The 20639-nt window shown below is 68.2% G+C and carries 15 protein-coding genes; 7 read left to right on the forward strand and 8 right to left on the reverse strand.

Annotated features, from left to right (window positions below; genetic code table 11):
- Window position 1 precedes the first annotated feature (1 nt).
- Together IT361_05380 and IT361_05385 are read left to right on the forward strand one after the other, a co-directional pair.
- On the forward strand, window positions 2-721 hold the full coding sequence (locus IT361_05380; protein MCC6317106.1) for a sulfite exporter TauE/SafE family protein: 720 nt from the start codon (window positions 2-4) through the stop codon (window positions 719-721).
- On the forward strand, window positions 718-1221 hold the full coding sequence (locus IT361_05385) for a TlpA family protein disulfide reductase (GenBank protein ID MCC6317107.1): 504 nt from the start codon (window positions 718-720) through the stop codon (window positions 1219-1221). Before IT361_05380 ends, IT361_05385 begins: the two co-directional genes overlap by 4 nt.
- On the opposite strand, the gene IT361_05390 is transcribed toward IT361_05385, so the two are convergent.
- Together IT361_05390 and IT361_05395 are read right to left on the reverse strand one after the other, a co-directional pair.
- The gene (locus IT361_05390; GenBank protein ID MCC6317108.1) at window positions 1196-1816 is read right to left on the reverse strand and encodes a 2'-5' RNA ligase family protein; all 621 of its coding nucleotides are present in this window, start codon (window positions 1814-1816) and stop codon (window positions 1196-1198) included. The genes IT361_05385 and IT361_05390 overlap by 26 nt on opposite strands.
- Before the next feature lie 132 nt (window positions 1817-1948).
- The gene (locus IT361_05395; protein MCC6317109.1) at window positions 1949-3421 is read right to left on the reverse strand and encodes an Nramp family divalent metal transporter; all 1473 of its coding nucleotides are present in this window, start codon (window positions 3419-3421) and stop codon (window positions 1949-1951) included.
- 193 nt (window positions 3422-3614) lie between these two features.
- Between IT361_05395 and IT361_05400 the strand changes: the two genes are divergently transcribed.
- Window positions 3615-4595 carry a pyridoxal-phosphate dependent enzyme gene (locus tag IT361_05400; protein MCC6317110.1) on the forward strand — a complete coding sequence of 327 codons (981 nt, stop codon included), beginning with the start codon at window positions 3615-3617 and terminating at the stop codon, window positions 4593-4595.
- Between the two features lie 86 nt (window positions 4596-4681).
- On the opposite strand, the gene IT361_05405 is transcribed toward IT361_05400, so the two are convergent.
- From IT361_05405 to IT361_05415, 3 genes are all read right to left on the reverse strand, one after another.
- Window positions 4682-6358 (reverse strand): amidohydrolase family protein, encoded by a 1677-nt coding sequence (locus tag IT361_05405; protein ID MCC6317111.1) that lies wholly within the window; start codon window positions 6356-6358, stop codon window positions 4682-4684.
- Between the two features lie 122 nt (window positions 6359-6480).
- Window positions 6481-7191: a GntR family transcriptional regulator gene (locus tag IT361_05410; GenBank protein MCC6317112.1), complete on the reverse strand. Its 711-nt coding sequence runs from the start codon at window positions 7189-7191 to the stop codon at window positions 6481-6483.
- Window positions 7188-8879, reverse strand: coding sequence for a D-aminoacylase (locus IT361_05415; protein MCC6317113.1), 1692 nt, complete (start codon window positions 8877-8879; stop codon window positions 7188-7190). Before IT361_05415 ends, IT361_05410 begins: the two co-directional genes overlap by 4 nt.
- Before the next feature lie 150 nt (window positions 8880-9029).
- Here IT361_05415 and IT361_05420 point away from each other — a divergent pair, with 150 nt between their 5' ends.
- From IT361_05420 to IT361_05430, 3 genes are read left to right on the forward strand one after another with little or no spacing between them, the layout of a single operon-like run.
- Window positions 9030-9851 carry a hypothetical protein gene (locus IT361_05420; protein MCC6317114.1) on the forward strand — a complete coding sequence of 274 codons (822 nt, stop codon included), beginning with the start codon at window positions 9030-9032 and terminating at the stop codon, window positions 9849-9851.
- 5 nt (window positions 9852-9856) lie between these two features.
- Window positions 9857-10987, forward strand: a complete 1131-nt coding sequence (menC, locus tag IT361_05425) for an o-succinylbenzoate synthase (GenBank protein ID MCC6317115.1) — start codon at window positions 9857-9859, stop codon at window positions 10985-10987.
- The gene (locus IT361_05430) at window positions 10984-12192 is read left to right on the forward strand and encodes an amidohydrolase (GenBank protein MCC6317116.1); all 1209 of its coding nucleotides are present in this window, start codon (window positions 10984-10986) and stop codon (window positions 12190-12192) included. Before menC ends, IT361_05430 begins: the two co-directional genes overlap by 4 nt.
- 86 nt (window positions 12193-12278) lie before the next feature.
- On the opposite strand, the gene IT361_05435 is transcribed toward IT361_05430, so the two are convergent.
- The 3 genes from IT361_05435 to IT361_05445 all read right to left on the reverse strand — a co-directional run bounded on the left by IT361_05435 (window position 12279) and on the right by IT361_05445 (window position 19215).
- Entirely contained in the window at window positions 12279-14990 is a 2712-nt protein-coding gene (locus tag IT361_05435; GenBank protein ID MCC6317117.1) for a protein kinase, read from the reverse strand.
- A 191-nt stretch (window positions 14991-15181) separates the two neighbouring features.
- Window positions 15182-16813 (reverse strand): D-aminoacylase, encoded by a 1632-nt coding sequence (locus tag IT361_05440; protein MCC6317118.1) that lies wholly within the window; start codon window positions 16811-16813, stop codon window positions 15182-15184.
- Between the two features lie 89 nt (window positions 16814-16902).
- Window positions 16903-19215, reverse strand: coding sequence for a M28 family peptidase (locus IT361_05445; GenBank protein MCC6317119.1), 2313 nt, complete (start codon window positions 19213-19215; stop codon window positions 16903-16905).
- 259 nt (window positions 19216-19474) lie between these two features.
- Between IT361_05445 and IT361_05450 the strand changes: the two genes are divergently transcribed.
- A complete protein-coding gene (locus IT361_05450; GenBank protein ID MCC6317120.1) occupies window positions 19475-20638 on the forward strand; it encodes a TonB family protein in 1164 nt (387 codons plus the stop codon).
- The last annotated feature ends 1 nt before the right edge of the window (window position 20639 follow it).

A 20639-nucleotide genomic window follows, 5' to 3' on the forward strand; every position in this document is an offset into this window, starting at 1 on the left:
AATGGACTTTGCACGGATCTCCGAACAGATGACCGGGAGCCCGCTCACCGCGCTCCCGGTGCTGTTTCTTGCCGGCGTGCTCACGAGCCTCACGCCGTGCATCTACCCGATGATTCCGATCACCGCCGCGATCGTTGGTGGCGGAGAGGCGACCGCGGGCGCCGCACGGCCGCGGCTCCGACCACTGCTGTTGTCCCTGACGTACGTCGTCGGGCTCGCGCTCGTGTACGCCGGCCTCGGACTTTTTGCCGGCATGTCCGGCACGATGTTCGGACGCATCTCCACCAACCCATGGCTCTACTTCGCCATGGCGAACCTGCTCCTGTTCGCGGCGCTGGCGATGTTCGACGTGATACCGCTGCGCCTCCCATCCGTCGTTGTGGAGAAAGCCGCAACGGCCGGGTCCGGCGGTCGGTTCGGCGGAGCCTTGGTGATGGGCGCGATGTCCGGGCTGGTCGCGGCGCCCTGCTCTGCCCCGGTCATGATCGCGGTGTTGACCTGGGTGACGGAAACCCGGAGCGCGCTCCTCGGCTTCGTCTACCTGTTCGCCTTTTCGCTCGGAATGTGCACCCTTCTCGTGGTTGTCGGGGTTTCATCGGGTGCGCTCTCGCGACTCCCACGCGCGGGTTTGTGGATGGTGCGCGTGAAGAAGGCCTTCGGTGTCGTCATGCTCGGCGTTGCGCAGTACTACCTCATCAAGATGGGTCAGCTGCTCATATGATCACGAAAACTCTCGCCCTTGCGGCGGTGCTCCTTGCGGCCCCTGCGGCCGCCAGGGCCCAGTACGCCATCGATCTCCCGATGGGGGCCACCGCGCCGGACATGAAGCTCGAAACCCTCGATGGCAAGCCCGCGAACATGTCGCAGTGGCTCGGCAAGAAGCCGATGCTCATCGAGGTGTGGGCCACGTGGTGCGAGAACTGTGAACAGCTCGCGCCCGCCATGATGGCGGCAAGAAAGAAGTACGGCGACCGGATGCAGTTCCTCGGCGTCGCGGTGTCCTTCAACCAGTCGCCCGCGCGCGTAAAGGCGCACATGGAGAAGCACGGCTTCGACATGCTGACCTTCTACGATCGCAAGGGCGAAGCCGACGTCGTTTACGGCGTGAAGGCCACGTCCACCGTGATCGTGATCGACAAGGCCGGCAAAGTCGTCTACGCCGGGGCCGGCGGCACGCAGGATCTCGAGGGCGCGATCAGGAAGGGACTGGGCGGACCGTAGGCGAAGCAGCCCGCGCACCCTCGCCGTCCCCGCCACCCAACGACAGTTCCAGCAGCGTGCGCGGCGGCATCGGCTCGTTGGTGAGCGAACACCGGATGTGCGTGATCTGCACCGGCTCGTCGATGCGCTGGGCGAGCAGCTCGCGAGTCGTCGACGGCTCCAGCGTGCGATAGAACGAGAGCGTGACGTGCGGGGTGAACGCGAACTTGGCCCGCCCGAATCGCAGGCCGCAGCCCGCGATGCGCTCGTGCAGCTCGCGCAGCGCCCCGTGCGGGTCCAGGGGCAACACCACGATGTCCGTCTGCATGAAGCGATGCGGCGCCTGCAGCGGAAGCTCCAGGGCCGGTGTGGATGCGCAGATCGGCTCGAGTCGTTCGCGCAACTCCGCGACCGTGGTTTCCGCCGAGATCGGCCCGACGCCCGAGGACCCCGCAATGGTCACGTGGGGCGGCAGCGATCGGGCCAGCTTGGGGTCATACGCCTGCTGGATCGCGCGGATCCTGGCCCCCACCGCCCCGTCGACTTCGGCGATGATGAAGATGCCCGGTGGCGAACGCCACCCCTCGCTCAGTTCGAGGTCGATGGAGGATGACACGAGTCCTGGACGAGGAGAATGCGCGCCCGCCGAGGTGCGGCCCGCGGGTGTGGACGCTATCCGGCGGACATACCGGTGGAAAGGGCTTGCCGGCGTCTTGCCGAGTTCGCCTGAACCGGCACGCAACGCAGGTCAGCTCGTGACCAGACCTCGCAACCAGAGCACGACAAACGTTCCGTAGAAGACCGCCACCAGCACCAGGCCAATGCGCCGCCAGAGCGGAGGGCGGCAGTGCGCGGGCAGGATCCGCGTATTGAGGTACAACAGGTGCAACGAGGCGATCACGAACACCACGCCGGCGATATTGGCGCCCAGCTGGAGCAGAAACACAGGTTGCGCCAGCTTGAGCGCCACCAGGCCCCAGACCACCAGCACCGCGAGGACCGTGTAGTACACCACGCGCACGTCGCCACCGCGCCATCGGCGAACCCGCTCACTGCCCGTCCACACGATGTCGGTGAGGGAGCGCGTCATTCCCTCGACGATGTCGAGCTGCGTCTTGAAGAGAATCCATGCCCCGATGAGCGCCACCGTCCCGCCGAGCCACGGCGAGCCCGTCCCCACGATGGCCTGGGCGAGCGCCGCCGCGATGCCGTACCCGCGGATATCGGTGCCCCGCGCAAGGAACGTCACGTAGAGCAGAGCTGGCAGCACCATGCCCAGCACCGCACCAATGAAGAACACGCCCCACTGGTCGGCGTGTACGATGCGCCACCACCCGCGCCACTTCGACATCTCCACCGGCGTGTCGGGAAAGACCGATCCGCTGTGGGCAAGCTCGTGTTTGGTGCCGCCGATCGCGGAGGGGATGAACCCGGTCACCCCTCCCATGCCGTAGCCGCGATCGCGCGCCCAGTTGGTCAGCGTGAGGTTGATGACGCCTCCCCCGCCACTGTACCCGGCGAACGCCCCGATCAGGAAGAAGTCGGCGCCCTCGGGAAGGAACGCGAACGACTGCGATGAAGGCGAATAGCCGACCAGCCCGGCGACCGCCTCCCACACCGTGCCCGCGGGCACGAACCGCATCGCCAGCACGACGAAACCGGTCAGGATGCAGGCCACCAAAACCCAGTTCAGCATCTCGAGCGTACGCTCGATCCGTCGACCAACGAGCAGGAGCAGCACGCAGATCATGAAGAGCCCGACCCCGATCAGGTACACCGTGGTCGCATCCGCCGCCGCGGAGAGCCGCTTGGCGAACAGGAAGAAGAACGCCCCTGCCGCAGTGCCGGCCCACGCCGGCCAGCCCACCTGGAGGAAGTACAGCAGTCCGTAGATCAGTGCCCAGAAACTTGCGTGCGGCTTTGTCCGCATGAATCCGGTGACCACGGGTTCGCCGGTGGCCAGCGTGTAGCGCATGCACTCGACGTTGAAGAGGGTCTGCAGGGCCATCGCGCACCCGGCGACCCACAACATCGTGAGGCCATACTTCACGAACGCGGCGGGTCCAAGAAGGAACTCGCCGCTGCCGATCGACGCGCCAAGCACGATGACCCCGGGGCCGACGACACCGAGCCATTGCAGTCCGCGCGGCATCGGCGGCTGTGGCAGCGTGCCGGGCTTCCAGGCAGGCAGGCCAGATCTGGACTCGGGGGCAGGCGTCATCGAGGTGCGGTTGGGTCAGGGACAGCGAACGCAACGGGCTGCCGACCACGTAGCGCAGCGTGGACGCGCGCGATATGCTCGCACGTCCCGATCCGCACCGCTAGGTTCGCATCAACCCGGGGCGCGAGGTCACCCACGCAGCACCCGGGCCCCCTGCACGTCATCGGCAATTCCCGCTTCGCCCTGGAGCTTCATGTCCCTCGCCACCGCTCGCGACCGACTGCTCACGCTTCCCAGCGTTGAGCTGGGCGCGCTCCCCACGCCCATCGACTTTGCCTGGCGATTGCGCGACGCCATCGGCATGGGAGCCCGGCTCGTCGTCAAACGGGACGACGCACTGCCCTTTGGCTTTGGCGGCAACAAGGTGCGCAAGCTCACGCTCGTCGCCGCCGAAGCGCAGGCGCAGGGCTGCGATACGCTCATCACCTGCGGCGGCGTGCAATCCAATCATGCACGCGCCACGGCGGCCACGGCGGCAAAGCTCGGCATGGCGTGTCACATCGTCGCCAACGGCTCGGCGCCGGAGCGACTCACCGGCAATGCGCTCATCAATGCGCTGCTCGGCGCGCACGTGACCTATGTTGCCCAACGCACCGATCGGAATCCCGGCATGGAAGCCATCGCCGCAAAGGTGCGCCGCGAGGGCGGGCACCCGTACATCATTCCGCTCGGGGCGTCGACGCCACTCGGAGCTCTTGGCCTCGCGCGCGGGGTGGGCGAACTGGCCCTGCAGGGCATCGTGCCCGACGTGATCGTGTCGGCGTCTTCGTCAGGCGGCACGCAGGCCGGACTCATTGCCGGATGCGCCCTGTTCGAACTGCCGACGCGTGTGATCGGGATCAGCGCAGACGACTCCGTCGAGGACATCGGACGCGTCGTGGCCGAGATCGGCGCCGGCATGGAAGAGCGCCTCGGCCTTCCACGTGGAGCGCTTGGCACGGGCGGTCGCTTCGAGGCCGATGCCTCGTTCGTGGGCGAGGGCTACGGCATTCCGACCGACGCGTCGCGCGAGGCGCAGCGACTCGCCGCACAGCACGAAGCGCTGTTCACCGACCAGTGGTACACGGCCAAGGCAATGGCCGCGCTCATCGCCTATGGTCGCGCCGGTCGCTTCCGCGACGGATCGACCGTCATGTTCTGGCACACGGGAGGTCAGGTCGGGCTCTTTGCTTGAGCGCCGCCGCAGCGCTCCGGTTCGCACGCGATCTCCCCGCCCTCTGCGACTCATTGGCATGGCACCTCGCCACCGATGCGACGTCATCAGGGCGTCTTGCCCGGGCCGTACAGGATCCGCCCTGTGCGCGCACCGGTGTGCCTGCCCCGATCGATGGTCACGACCCCGTTGACCAGCACATATTCGATGCCGGTGGGGTATTCGATCGGCTTCTCGTAGGTCGCGCGGTCATCCAGCGTTTCGAGATTGAAGATCGTAACATCGGCCCAGTGACCCTCCTTGATGGAGCCGCGCTCGGCGAGCTTCATGCGCGCTGCCGGCCACGAGGTCTGCTTGCGGATCGCTTCCTCCACGGAGATGACCTTGCGATCGCGCGCATAGCGCGAGACGACGCGCACCGCGTTGCCATACGCACGCGGATGCGGCAGGCCGAGTCCGTCCCCGGCGCCCGGACTCAGCGCGGCGCCAGCGTCGCTGCCGATCGACGTCCAGGGAAAGCGGAGCGCGGTTTCGATGTCCGGTTCGCTCATCATGTGATAGATCGCCATGACGCGTCCCGTGCCCTCGAGCACCAGATCCCAGGCGGCGTCCGCGGGCTCTTTTCCCATCTCGCGCGCAATCTCGGTCAACGACTTGCCCACCCACCGATCGTTCGCGGGGTTCTGTGCGTTGGCCAGCACGACGCCGTCCCACCCTCCGGCTGCCTCCACGATGTTCCACCACCCCGGTGAGCCGGTGGTGAGTTCGCGCTTGAGCCGCGCACGGATCTCCGGCCGACGCAACCGCGCCTTGAGCGAGTCGGTGCCGCCTTCCTGCGCCCAGGCGGGCACCGTGGCCTCGAGTCCGGTGCCGCCTGCTGTGTACACGTAGAGGTCGGCCGCAACGTCCACGCCGCGCCCTCGCGCCGCCTCGATGACGCGGCGTACGCTGTCCATCAGCGTGCCCCATCCGGGCCGATACGCGGCCTTGAGATGGAACACCTCGCCCTGCAACCCGGCTCGCTCCGAGATCTCGATCAGCTCACGCACCGATTGCACGACCTCGGCGCCCTCGCCGCGAATGTGGCTCGCGTAGGTGCCGCCATACGCCGCGGCAACCTTCGCGACCTCGACCAGCTCGGCGGTGGTGGTGTAGGAGCTTGGCGGATAGATGAGGGCCGTGGTCATGCCCATGGCACCGGCGCGCATGGCCGTGTCCATGCTCGCGCGCATCCGGGACAGCTCGTCGGGCGTCGGCGCGCGGGACGTGTGCCCCATGGCCAGTGTACGCGCCTGCGTCTGCGAGTAGTAACTGCCGAAGTTGATGCTGATGCCCTGGCGCTCGAGCGTGGCGAAGTACTCCGGTATCCGCGACGCCGATACGGGAAAGCCCCCTTCGCCGCCGATCGCCGTGGTCACACCCATGCGCAGCTTGTTCTCCGCGTTGCCGTTGCGGGGCAGCACGGCGCCTGACTGGTCCATCATGTCGATCCAGCCCGGCGACACGTAGAGGCCCGCGGCGTCGATCTCACGTGCGCCGCGCTCCGGGATGCGGCCGAGCTTCGCAAAGCGGCCATCGCGGATCCCCACGTCGGCACGTATCCACGGATTTCCCATGCCGTCGATCACGCGTCCGTTGCGGATGACGACGTCGAATTCCGCGGTGCGGGTCGGAGTGGCATCGGCCGGGCGCGCCGTCGCCTGGTCGGCAAGGCCGGGCCGCGTCGACGGGGCGCCGGTACGGCAGGCGGCGAACACAACGACCGAAAGCAGGAAGCGTCTCATCGTCGTTCGATGCGTCAGGGAGTCAGACACTGGGGCGCGCTCCACCGGCAGGAGAACAGACGACGGACCTGGTCCAGTGCCTTCGGTGAAACAGGAAACGCGCCACGGCAAGCCATTCGGCCTCACCACGACCCGCGTTCGCCGACCGACGCGATCACCGCGCCGAGTCGCGTCGCGGCGTTGCGCCAGTTGGTCTGTACCGCGGACTGCGCGGCGTCGGGATTGCCGCTCCGAATCGCTCGCGCGATGGCGCGGTGTTCACTCCCCGAGGTCGACAGGTCGCGCACCAGCAGGCTCACGTACAGGCGTTCATACCGCTCGGCCTGCGGCTTGACCGCGTCGTGGAGGGCGACGAGCCGGGGCCCGGCACCGGCCTCCACATAGCAGCGATGGAAGCGCTCGTCGAGTTCCCAGAGCCGATTGTGATCCGGGCGCTTCGCCTTCGCCGCGCGGAGAAACTGATCGTTGATCGTGGTCAGCTCCTTCGCCAGGGCCTCGCGATCACGGGCAGGGCGCATCGCGGCGAGCCGCGCGGCAAGGCCCTCGATCTCGGCGACGATGAAGAACAGCTCGTGTGCGTCTTCCCGGGTGAGTGGGGCCACCATAGGCCGCGATTGCTGCAGGCGCGGCGACTCCACGATGTACCCCTCCTGGTTGAGGCGCTGCAGCGCCCCCCGCACCGGCGTGCGGCTCACGCCGAGTCGAGTGGCCACGTCCGTCTCGATGATGCGCGCACCCGGTGCCAGCTGACCGCGCACGATCAGCTCGCGCAGCTTGCGGTACACGACCTCCGGTCGCGCGCTTCGGCGCGCTGTGGATCGTGGCGTGCTCACCGGCTGGCTCCGGTCCATCCGGGCCCGCGCAGCACGCGACCCGGCTTGGCGCCGGTGTGCTGCCCATCCCGCCAGACATGCGTTCCGTTCACGAACACGTGTCGCACCCCGGTCGAGACCTGGTGTGGCTGGGTGAACGTCGCGCGATCGGCAATGGTGGCCGGATCGAAGATCACCACGTCCGCGTAGAAGCCCGGCTTGAGCAGGCCACGATCGCCGATCGACAACCGCGTCGCGACCGCAGCGCTGGCCTTGCGCACCGCATCTTCGAGCGGGAGGACGTGACGATCCCGCACGTAGTGCCCGAGGATACGCGGGTAGGTGCCGTATGCGCGTGGGTGGGTGAGCCCCCTGGCCGCGGAATCCGGATCCCAGCCATCGGCATCGGTCCCGAACTTCATCCACGGCTGCCGCATCTGCATTTCGACGTTCTCCTCCGACATCATGAACACCAGCATGCCCAGCTGGCCGTTGGTGGCGAGCAGCAGGTCGACGATGGTGTTGGCCGGATCGCGGCCGCGGGCCGCGGCGATCTCGGAGATGCGCTTGCCCTCGTACACCCTGAGCGAATCCTGCGTGTAGCCGACCGTCATCACGCCCTGCGCGGTCGCCATTCGACACAGGTTTTCCCACGTGGTGCGATCGCTGTTCATCTCGGCCAGGATGCGCGCGCGCGTGCTGGCATCACGCAGGTTGTCGAGGAGTTTGTCGTTGGCGGATGCCCAGGGCGGCGTGCACGCGGCCAGGCCGGTGCCGCCGGCGACGTACGGATACATGTTGGCCTGCACGTCCTGCCCCGCGGCCCGCGCCGAGTCGATCTTGGCGACGGCGCGTGCCGCCTTGGGCCAGTTGCGCACGCCCGCCGCCTTGAGGTGATAGATCTCGGTGGCCACGCCTCCTTCGCGTCCGATGCGCAGCAGTTCGTCGATCGCCTCGAGGTATTGGTCGCCCTCGGAACGCATATGGGAGATGTAGAGACCGCCGTACGGGGCCATCGCCTTTGCGATCTCCACCAGTTCTTCCGTGCTGGCAAAGTTGCCCGGCGGGTAGATGAGGGCGCTGGCGACGCCAAAGGCGCCGTCTTCCATCGCACGCCGCGTGGCGGCCCGCATGCTGTCGAGTTCCGCGGGCGACGCCGGTCCTTCCGCGGACCCTTTGGCGAACGATCGCAGCGTGGTGGCGCCGACAAACGACCCGATGTTCGGCGAGACGCCATGTGACGACATCGCGGTGAGCCAGGCGTCAAAACCATGGGGACCGGTGAAGCGGCGCGCGATCGAGTCGGGCGCGTTCGCCGGGTCGATCGCTGGCAGCACGCCGATGGTCTGGTGGTTCGCCGGGGCGTTGGTCCACCCTTCGCCCATGATCTCGGTCGTGATGCCCTGGCTGATCTTGCTGATGACGCGCCCGTCGCCGGTGAGGAACGCGTCGCGCGAGTGGCTCTGGATGTCGATGAAGCCCGGGGCGACGACGAGTCCGCTGGCGTCGAGGCGAAGGGTTGCCGGCGCCTCGCGCAGGCGACCGGCCGGCGTCATCAGTGCAATGCGATCGCCGCGGAGGGCGATGTCGCCCATGAACCACGCGTTGCCGGTTCCGTCGACGATGCGCCCGTTGGTGATGACGACGTCCCACGGCGCGGCACTGACCGGACGCGCGGAGGTCTCGGCGCCCTCACCTCCACAGGCCAGAATCAGGACGACGAGGCCACCGAAACCCATGACGCGCTTGCGCATGTCCCATGCTCCTTTCATTCTTGCCGTTAAATTGTATACAATTCTGGTGTGCACAATAAGACCGGCGGCCGACGCCGCTGGCAAGAGCCCCCCGTCACGCCCCGGATGAGCGCTTCCCCCGACGTCACGATCCGCGACCTCACCACCCTCGAGGAATACCAGGAGTGCTGTGAGCTGCAGGAGGAGACGTGGGGCCGCGGCTTCTCGGAGCGCGTACCCGCGGCCATCCTGCGCGTCGGCCAGAAGGTGGGCGGCGTCACGGCCGGCGCCTTTGACGGCAACGGTCGCATGCTCGGTTTCGTCTTTGGACTCACCGGCGTGCGCGGCGGCCGGCTCTCCCACTGGTCCGATATGCTCGCCGTGCGCGAGGACGCGCGCGGTCACCGCATCGGCGAACGCCTCAAGCACTACCAGCGCGAGCAGGTCCTCGCCCTCGGCGTCGAGGTGATGTACTGGACCTTTGATCCGCTCGTGTCCCGCAACGCGCACCTCAACCTCAACCGGCTGGGCGCGCGCGTCGCCGAGTACATAGAAGACATGTACGGGTCCAACACGAGGAGCCCGGTGCACGGCACGGTGCCCACCGATCGGTTTGTCGCCGAGTGGGAGTTGCGACCGCACATGCCGCCCCCGTTCCCCGGCGCCGACCTCGCGGACGGCGACGCCGCGGATGCGCCGTTGCTCAATCCGCTCGATGGCGCGGGACGCCCAACCGCGCGACCAGCCGAAGGCGCGCGCATCGTCCGTCTCCAGATCCCCGTCGACTCGAGCAGCCTTCACCAGCAGGGCGCCGACCTCCCGATTGCCTGGCGACTCGCCGTCCGCGGCGTCGTCGTGCCTCTCCTCGCCAGCGGATACCGGGTCACGCGTTTCGTGCGTGCGCGGGAGGGCTCGCTGCCCTACTACGTCCTCACCAGTCAGCCCTGAGTCGCATGCTGCAACTCGTTCGCGTGACCCTGCGGGAAATCCGCCTCCCACTCCGGGAGCCGTTCCAGATTTCTTCCGGCACCATGACGGAGCGCCGTATCGCGCTGCTCGAACTCGAGGACGCGAGCGGTGCGATCTCCTGGAGTGAGTGCGTGGCCGACGACGCGCCCAACTACCTGCCCGAAACCATCGATGTGGCGTGGCTGGCCATGACGAAGTGGGCGATTCCCCGCGTGCTGGGCAGCTCGTTCGCGGGGCCGGGCGACGTACACGCCGCGCTCGAGAAGGACTTCCGCGGGCACCAGATGGCCAAGGCAGCCGTCGAGATGGGAATGTGGGGCCTCGAAGCCGAGCGGCTCGGGATCCCGCTGGCCCGACTCATCGGGGGGACTCGAGAGGAGATCGACGTCGGGATCTCGCTCGGCATCCAGGCCTCGCCGGCCGCGCTGGTGGACAAAGCGCGCGCCGCCCTCGCACTCGGCTATCGCAAGATCAAGCTCAAGATCAAGCCGGGAAAGGACGTCGACTACGTGCGCGCGGTGCGCGAGGCGCTGCCCGACGCACCGATCATGGCCGACGCCAACAACGCCTACACGCTGGAGGACGTAGACGCGCTCATCGCGATGGATTCGCTGGGACTCATGATGTTTGAGCAGCCGCTCGCCTGGGACGACATCGTTCGCCACGCCGAGCTGCAGCCCCGACTCACCACGCCAATCTGCCTCGACGAGTCCATCACCAGCCTCGAACGCGCGCAGGACATGCTTCGCCTGGGCAGCGGGCGCATCATCAACATCAAGCCGGGCCGTGTTGGCGGCTTCACGTCGTCGCTCGCCATTCATGACTTCTGCGAAGCCAACGGCATCCCCGTCTGGTGCGGCGGCATGCTCGAAAGCGGCATTGGCCGCGCCTACAACGTCGCGCTCGCCTCGCTCCCCAACTTCGTGAAGCCGGGTGACGTGAGCCCGAGCGCCCGCTACTGGACCCGCGACATCGTCACTCCGGAATGGACGATGACCCCGCAGGGTACCACCCTCGTCCCGCTCGACAAGCCCGGCATCGGCGTGCTGGTCGACCGGAACCGCGTCGACCAGCTCACCGTTCGCAGCGAGACGCTGCGACATGGGAGCGCGTGACCACCGCCAGCGAACGCGCACGACAGCGCGCACTTGGCGCCTTTTCGCCCGCCGAGCGCGAGGTGGTCGTCGCCCTGCGCCGCGACCTCCACCAGCACCCGGAGCTTTCGTGGCAGGAACAGCGCACCGCCGCTCGGCTGGAGAAGGCGTTGCGCGACCTTGGCCTCGGTGACATTCGACGCGTTGCACGAACCGGCGTGGTGGCGCGCATCCCCGGCCGGCGATCCGACGCACCCGTCGTCGCGATTCGCGGTGACATCGACGCGCTGCCCATCCAGGAGGAAACCGGCCTCGCGTTCGCCTCGACCGTCGATGGCGTGATGCACGCCTGCGGACACGACGTCCATGCGTCGTGGGCGGTGGCCGCGGCGATGCGCCTGCTCGCCGAACCTGCGGCAGGCGACGTCCTCGTGGTGCTGCAACCGGCAGAAGAAGTGGGCGCGGGCGCGTTCGCGATACTCGAGTCCGGGGCGCTGGACGGTGTTGCCGCGATCTTCGGCGGGCATGTCGATCGACGCTTCGCGGTGGGCGAGGTAGTGGTGGAGCCCGGCCCGCTGGCCGCGTCGGCCGACAGTTTTTCGATCGAGATCATCGGCCAGGGTGCGCACGGTGCGCGCCCGCACGAAGCCGCGGACCCCATCGTCGCCGGCGCCGCGATCGTGGCCGCGCTGCAGACGATCGTCGCGCGCCGCGTGGATCCGGCCGCACCCGCCGTGGTGTCGGTGGGCTCGTTCCACGCGGGCGTCGCGGCCAACGTGATTCCCGAGCGAGCGACGCTCACCGGAACGCTTCGAGCGATGGATCCCGTCACCCGCCAGCGACTGCTCGACGAGGTGGCCCGGATCAGCGTCGCCGTTGGCGAGGCGCACGGCGTGAACGTCGCCGCTCGCGTGGAGCGCGGCACGCCGCCGATCGTGAACACGCCCCGCGAAGCAGAATGGGCGCGGGCCGCCGCGGCCAGCGCGCTGGGCAGCGATGCGGTGGTGCCGTTCGGCATCACCAACATGGGCGGCGAGGACTTCGCGTTCTATATGGAGCGCATTCCCGGTTGCTTCATGCGCATCGGGGCGCGCGAAACCGGTGGTGAGCGGATCGCCGCGCACTCACCGCGGTTCCACGCATCGGAAGACGCGATCTTCGTGGGCGCTGCGCTCCTTGCCGAGTGTGCCCGGACGGCGAGTCGGGAGCTGCTCGCGGCCCGTTAGGCGACGCGCCCGTTCAGCAGCGCGCCGCGGCGAAGCCGTTGTACATCAGCCTGGAACTGCTCGCCGCCCGTTAGGCGGCGCGCGGTTCAGCGGCGCGACAGCCAGGCGAAGTCGTTGTGCACCTGGTCGAGGGTGCCTGGCAGGAGCGTCATCGAGATCGGCCGGTTCTGCCGGGCGTCGGTGATCTCGACCCTCAGCGTCCCCGCGGCGAACTCCGACGGCGCGTACGCGGCAATGAACGACCGGGCGATCGGCCGCGAGCCGTTGGCCGTGAGCGCACTGTACGTGCCGCTTTCGATCGGCGCGACGAGCGTGTCGTTGCGGAACAGCCGGATCATGGTGACGTCGCCACGACGAAAATCCACGTCTCCGCGCGAGCTGAACGGAAAGGCCGCGTCCTTGTTCGACGCATTCAGCATGACGACGGCGCGCCGCTCGCTCACGTAGGCGTCGAACGGCTGCCAGCCCCGGATGGGATCGGCCGGAATCTTCATCGGATCGGCCGCCTCGTCGGCCCGATACCGCATGACCTGCGGCGTCATGACCAGCAGCGTCACGTCGTTTGCAGTCTGCCGATAGGACTCGATCGTCGGTCGGACACGCTCGGCGACGTCATTCAGCTGTGCACGCGGCACGCTGGCCTCTGGCCAGACGGGGATCGACTCCTCGCTCGCCGCCGTCGTGCGGGCGAGCACGCGCCCCTTCACCACCGCATCACGAATCGCAGTCGGCGTCACGAGTCGGCGTGTAGCGGTTCCAAGCGCCACGAGGCGGCCCTGTGCGCGTGAAATCACGGGCGCGCCGCGCGCGCCGCGCGGAGCTGACGCGGTCGCGATCGACCTGGCATCGAAGGCCGAGACCACCGTCGCCACCGGTGAGCCCTCGGCGCGGTTGCTGGCCGGCAGGAAGAACACCGAGTCCGCCACGGCTGGGTCTTCGGCGACCGGGGCCACGATCGCACAACGCTGACACCGTCGCATGGGCAGCAGGAGCGTCGCCAGACCCGAGGTCCGGTCCACGGACAGGACGGTCGCCTTCAACTGGGTGTTGGCGTCGATGAAAACACCAACCACGGAATCCGGAGGCACCAGGTCCGCCGACGTGAGCGCGAGTCCGGAAGAGTCCACGAGCACGGCGGCCCCACGTCCGGCCGACGACCAGGCGGCAAGCGTTGCGCGACGCGCGGTGAGGAGCAGCAGGGAGTCTGCGGCGGCGTCCGGAGCCGCTGCCGAGTCCGAGCCCACCGGTGGCCCGACTACGGCGACCGAGTCGACCTGCACGGCAGCGGTTGGTGCGACCGGCGCCACGGAGGCCGGCGGCGTCGCCTCACCCGCGTCGCGCGTGACCAACCACCCGATCAGCGCCGCGGCGGCCACACCCGCAACGCCCCAGGTGATGGCGCGCGGCCGCTGACGGCCGCCCGCTGTAGATGGTTTGGTTTCAGGCGACTCCCGCTGTGGCAACGCTGCCGGCTCCTGCTGTGGCGACGCTGCCGGTTCCGGCTCCACGGTGGTCGGCACGGTGCCGGACGGCGCGGCGTCATCCGGCGAAACCGCTTCGGGCGTCGTCGCCACGGGGTCGAGCACCGAATCCGGCGCCCGGGCCACCGCCGGTCGAGGCTGTGTCTGTCGTGGCATCGACGGGGGCGTCAGCAGCGCGGACGCTTGCGCCGCCAGGGGCTCGACCCGCTGCACACCGCTGGCAGGTCGTGCGGGCGGCGTGGGAAGAGAAGGCGTGGACAGCGCGGGCGTCGCAATCGATGGCGACGCAATCGACGGGCTGCGCGCCGGTGTCGCGCTGCGCTGCGACAACGCCACCAGGTACGCCTGTTCCGCGTCGCTCAACGGCATCGCCGAGACCGCCGCGTCGATCTCCGCGACGAACTCCAGCGCATCGGCGTAGCGGGCATTGGGATCGGGCGCGAGCGCTCGATTGAACGCGGCCTGCAACGCGTCCGGCCATGCCACCTCGGGGCGCACGGTCAGCAAGGGTCGCGGCTGACTCGTCAGGCGCGCCACCATCGCTTCGCTGCTCGACCCCTCCGGGTACGCGCTGGCGCCGGTGAGCATGCGGAACGCCATCAGCGCCAGCGCATACAGGTCGCTCCGGCCGTCGAGATCGTCGCCGGCCAGTTGCTCGGGACTCATGTAATCCGGCGTACCGACCACGAGACCCGTGGAGGTGAACTGCTGCGTGCCGCGATGCATGGCGCGCGCAATGCCAAAGTCCACGAGCTTGACCAGATCGGTGCCGTTGCGACCCTTGCCGATCATCACGTTGTCCGGCTTGAGGTCGCGGTGCAGGATGCCCATCGCGTGCGCCGCCGTCAGGGCCTCGCCGGTTTGCCGGACGATTTCCGCGGTGCGGACCGTGTGCAGGCGCCCGTCGCGACCCAGGATACGCGACAAGGGCTCGCCGTCCACGTACTCCATCGCCAGGTACACGATGCGGTCCGTCGTCTCGCCGAAGTCGTAGACTTGCGCCACGTTCGGATGCGAGATCTGGCTGGCGTTCTCCGCTTCACGATGAAAGCGCCCCACCGCAACCGGATCGCCCAGCATCCACGGTCGCATGAGCTTGAGCGCGACTTTGCGCTTCATGCGAACGTGTTCGGCCAGGTAGACCTCACCCATGCCGCCTTCGCCCAGTTTCTCCTGGACCAGGAACCGGTCAGCGACGACGGTGCCAAGCAGGGAGCCCGAGCCGGACGCAACCAACGCGGCGCCGTCGACCGTGCAAAACCGGTCGTCGCCGCCGTAGGTCCGTCCGCATTGGGGGCAGGTCCTGACGTCGTTCACGCGAAGTGGGCGAGAGCGGGCAAGGGGCTAATCTAGCGTTTTGGCGGGTGGGTCATGGATACGACGCTGATTCGCCGGGTAGGCAATCTCCGTGCTGGCAACCCGGGACCGCCGTCCACGTTCGTAACGTGGTGCCATGCGTTGAGTTGCGTGAAGACGGGACGGAACGCGACACCGGGCGCCGACCGGGCTCATGGCCGCCAGCCCGGCCCGCGGAGCGCAACACCGGGCCGGGCGCCCGTGTGCTGACCGTTTCGCAGGACGCGCACCCCGTTGACCCAGACCTGCTCGACACCGCGACTCACCTGGTGCGGCCGTTCCGGCGTCGCGAGGTCCATGATGGTCGCGTCGTCAAAGATCACGAGGTCGGCCTTCATCCCTTCGCGCAGGAGTCCCCGATCGCGCAGCGACAGCCTCGATGCCACCGCCGAGGTCATGCGTCGAACGGCGTCCTCGAGGGTGAGGAGCTTCTGTTCCCGCACGTAGCGTCCGAGGATGCGCGGGTAGGTGCCATATGCACGCGGGTGCACGACCGCTTTGGTGCTGTCGGGGTCAACGCCACCGGCGTCGGTGCCGATGACGACCCACGGAAACTTCAGTTGGGCGCGGACGTTGTCCTCGGACATCGTGAAATTGATCTTTGACAGATCGCGACCCTCTGTCGTGATGAGATGCACGATGGTCTCGGCCCACGGCTGACCCAGATCGGCCGAGATCTCGCTGAGGCGCTTGCCTTCGTACTTCGCGAACTCGGGACGGCGGAAGTCGGCGATGAGATAGGCCTCCGGCCCCTCGAGCTGACAGAGCGGCGCGCCGGAGAGATCGGTCATGTCGCGCAGGATGCGCGCGCGCGTCGTCGGGTCCCTCAGGTTGTCCATGAGCTTCCCGTTTTCGCTCGCCCAGTCCGGAAAACACTCGCCGAGGTTGTTGCCGCTGAACGGGTAGGGGTACATGGTGCCGGCGACATCGAGCCCAGCGCGGCGCGCCGAGTCGATCTTTGCCATCATCCCCGGCGACTTGGGCCAGTTGCGACGCAACGACGCCTTGAGGTGATAGATGTCGAGCCGCACCCCGCCATCGCGCGCGATACGCATGGCCTCGTCGATCGCCTCGAACAGCGAATCGTCTTCGGAGCGCATGTGCGTGATGTAGCTGCCGTGGAACGGCGCCATCGCGCGGGCCATCTCCACGAGTTCGCCGGTACCCGCATACGCCCCGGGCGGATAGATGAGTGCGCTCGAGATGCCGAATGCGCCGTCACGCATCGCGTCCGCGACCACGCGCCGCATGGTGTCGAGGCGTGCCGCATCCGGAGCGCCGGGCGCCTGTCCCATGGCATACGCGCGCACGGTCGTCGCCCCGAGGTACGAACCGATGTTCACCGAGTTGCCGTTGGCCTCGATGGCCCGCAGCCACGTGTCGAACCCGCGCGGGCCGCGAAAACTGCGCTGCAACTCGGCACGGCGGGGCGCCATGTCGTTCACGTCCGCGAGCGCCTCGATGTTCTCGTTGGACGGCGCGGGCGTCGTGGCCTCGCCCAGGATTTCACTGGTCACTCCCTGCGTGACCTTGGAAAGCACACGACCATCGCGCCACAGCACCGCCTCCCACGAGTGACCCTGGATGTCGATGAATCCAGGCGCGACGACGTGGTCGCGCGCGTCCACGCGTTCGCGTGCCGACGTTCCGCGGAGAGTGCCCGGTGGCCCGATGGCCACGATACGATCGCCCCGGATCCCGATCTCCCCGCGAAACCATGGGTTGCCCGTGCCATCGACCACCTTCGCGTTCTCGATGACGACGTCGTAGGCGCCGGTGGGCACGCCGACACCTGGCCCGGGCTGGCGTGCGCACCCAACGGTCGTCAGCAGGACGAGCGCCGCCGTCGGCGCACCGGAACGCAGCCGCCCGGTCACTTTCCTTCCAGGACGGTCGTGATGGCCGCGATGTGTGCCGCCGCGGCGGCGATGGCGCTCGACAGCCGCGTCACCTCGCGATTGGTGGTGTCCCAGTCAGTGAGTTCGATCCCTTCGCGCACGCCGGGCAGCGTCTTCACGCCGTAGCCCGTGTAGAGGCCCGGCGCGTACAGGAGGTGCTTGTACCACGGCCGCTTGGGCAGGCCCTCAGGCGATGTGAACGTGCGCTCGACGTCGCGCAACATCGCGTTGGCGCGCTGGAGCACGGGTACGGCGGGCGGCGTGCGCGTAGCCGCGGCGAATGCGCGCTCGTAGTCGGCGGCGGCGCGCGTCAGTGCATCGACGGCGTTGTCGAGCGGGGCGAAGTTCAGGTGCGGGACGGTGACCGCGCGCGCCGGTGGCTTGACGGGATCTTTTGGATCGGCCGTCGCCGCGATCGTGCCGTCGTCGAGCAGCCGATTCGTCTCGATCGCGCGCGCGGCCGTCTCATCGCGCAGCGCCTTCACTTCACCCACGTAGCCGCGGATCGTTTCGGCGAGGTTGTTGAACTGGTACGGCAATACGTCCGCACTGGCGAGTCGCATGACGGCGAGGCCAACGACCTGCGAGAGCGCACGACCGTATTCGAACGAGGTGTCGCTGAAGCGCTCGAACCACTGCGGCGTATCGTATATCGAGTGGTAGATGCCGCCGCCGTCTTCACCGCCAAAGCCAAGGTTGAGCGAGGCGATGCCGAGGTGCTGCACGAACGGGGTGAAGTCCGAGCCCGAGCCCAGGGCGCCGATGCGCAGGTCGGCGCGCTCCCGTGCTTCGCGCTTCTGGACCGGCGATCCGTTGCGGAGCGCGGCGGCCTGCTGGCGTCGCCACACCGAAAGTCGCGTTTCCGGATCTTCGACGTCGCGAGCGACCTCGTTGATGAAACGCTCCAGCGAGTGCGAACCTCCAGCGCCCAGGTAGCCGCGACCATTGCCGTCGGTATTGATGTATGCGACCGCCTTCTGCCGCAGTTCAGCTGCGTGGTGCTCCGCCCACTCCGTCGAGCCCAGGAGTGCCGGCTCCTCGGCGTCCCAGCCCGTGTAGACGATGGTCCGCTTTGGACGCCAGCCCTGCTTGTACAGCTCACCCAGGGCTCGCGCTTCTTCGAGTTCCGCGGCCATGCCGGCGATGGGGTCCTGCGCGCCGTTCACCCAACCGTCGATGTGGTTGCCACGCACGATCCACTCGTCAGGCGCGGTGCTGCCGCGCAGCGTGGCCACGACATTGAGCACCGGTGTTTGCGTCCAGTTGTGCTCGAGGGTGAGCCGAGCGCGGGCCGGCCCCGCGCCGCCGAGCCGGTAGGTGATGGGCAGCGCCCCACGCCACGATTCCGGTGCAACGGGCCCCCCCATCGCGGCCAGCAGCGGTTGCGCGTCCTCGTACGAAATGGGCATCACGGGGATCTTCATGATGGTCGCTGCGTCCCGCCGATCGATCCGCGGCGCGTCCGCGGTGGCTCCAGTGCCCACGGTGAGCGGGTCGCCTGGCGCGACCGGCATGTCGAGCACGCTGCCGCGCTGCACGCCGTCCCGCGGACGCCAGGGACCTGCGGGGTAGACCGCGCCCTGCGCGTAGCCGTCGTCGCGGGGGTCGGAGTAGATGATGCAGCCGACCGCGCCATGCTCGAAGGCGACCTTGGGCTTAATGCCGCGCCAGCTGCCGCCGTAGCGTGCGATCACGATGGCGCCGCGCACCGAAACGCCGCGCCGCTCGAGTTCTTCGTAGTCGGCCGGCACGCCGTAGTTCACATACACGAGCGGCCCGGTGACGTCGCCGTCGCCCGAGTACGCGTTGTAGGTGGGGAGTTGTTCAGCCTTGAACGCCGTCGCCGGATCCTCCTTGAGCGCCGCTTCTTCCAGCTTGGCGACGTAGCGAGTCGGGGCGATGAGTTCGAGTCGTCTGGTCTTTGGTGTCGGAAACAGAACGGAGTACTCCTCGATTTTCGCGTCCCATCCCCACGAGGCGAACAATTCCCGCATGTACTCCGCATTCTGACGCTGGTAGGGCGAGCCGACGTGGTGCGGTCGGGCCGCGAGTCGCCGGACCAGGTCGCGCTGTCTCATTGGATCCGGAACGGCCTTGAACTTGGCCTCCCATTCCCGCTCGACGCGGGCGCCTTCGGCGGTGAAGCCGCGAATCCCGGCGCCGGGTTGTTGGAGTTGCCACGCAATGAGCGCGGCGTCCGGGAGGGTCGGCGCGTCGGCAACGCCGGTGAGCCGCGGAGCGGCCACGACGAGCAGGAGCGGGGTGAAGTGACGCAGTGCGAATGACATACGGCGGGTGCAGGGGTGCGGTTCGGGGAGGCGTGTGACCTCCCGAAGTTGCTGGTGTGTCGCGGGCCCGGGCTAGGGGGAGCGCCCTTGTTGGCAAAGCCGTGCTGGTCGAGGGAAACGGGTGGCAGTACCTTGGCGTAGCGGACTCCCCCCTCCCCCGGCGCCCGCGCGGTAGACAATCGGTTCGATGGACATTCAACGCGGCGCGGCTCCCCCCACCTCGCGGGGAGTCCGGCGCAACGCGCGGGGGACAGGCACCATGATCGTTTCGATTCCGCGACTGCGTAACTCAGCCTGGAGTGCGGCGTTCGCCGCCTGTGTTCTGGCGTGGCCCGCTGCGGCCGCAGGCCAGCAGGGCGAGATCGGGACCGGGGGAATTGCCGGGACGGTGAAGGATTCGTTAGGCAACCCGGTGGTCGGGGCGATTATTTCGGTCGGCGGCACCGCGACCACCGCCGAGACCGACGAAGAGGGCGCGTTCATCCTGGCGAGGGCCGCCCCGGGCGAGACGTCGCTGCGCATCCGGCGCATCGGCTTCAGGCCCGACACCGTGCGCGTCACGGTGCGGGCGGGTGAACAGCACCCGGTGTCGATCACCCTGGCGCGCCTGGCCGTGGAACTCGAACCGCTGATCGTCTACGGGCGACGCAACCTCACGGGCCGCATGGCGGGCTTCTACGAGCGTCTCAGTCGCGGTCTCGGACATTTCGTGACGCGCGAACAGATCGAGCGACGCAACCCGATGAACATGACGGACATCTTCCGCATGATCCCCGGTGCCCGTGTCGAGTCTCGCGGATTGGGCTCGCAGTCGGTGCGTTTTCGCGGGTCGCGCCAGCCGCCGCTGGTTTGGCTCGATGGCACGCCGCTCTACGCGGGTGAGTTCGACCTCGACTCGGTGGACCCGCGTTCGTTCGAAGGCGTGGAGATCTACTCGGGCCCGGCGAGCGTGCCGGCGGAGTTTCTCGGCAACCGCATGATGAGCAGCACGGGTGGCACGATCATTCTCTGGACACGCCAGGGTGAACTGCGGCCAAAGAAGAAGAAGGGCGAGATGTCGGCGGCCGCCATGATCGCGCGGATGGTCGAAGCCAGGACCGTGTTCAGCTCGACCGAGGTGGACCAGACCGCGCAACCCGACTCGAACGATCTGATCCGGCCGGTCTACCCCGATTCGCTGTTCGACTACGCGGTGGCGGGGAAGGTGCTCGTCGAGTTCGTGGTGGACGCGCAGGGCGACGTCATCATGGACACGTTCAGCGTGGTGACGACGACGCACCCCGCGTTTGGTGAAGCCGTACGGCGCGCCGTGAAGGATCAGCGCTATCGCCCGGCGCGCCGCAACGGCAACGCCGTGCAGCAGGTCGTGCAACAGCCGTTCGACTTCGTCCCCGACACCAACTCGGTCAAGCGGCGTCGTTAGG

The organism is Gemmatimonadaceae bacterium (assembly GCA_020846935.1).
Classification (GTDB): domain Bacteria; phylum Gemmatimonadota; class Gemmatimonadetes; order Gemmatimonadales; family Gemmatimonadaceae; genus RBC101.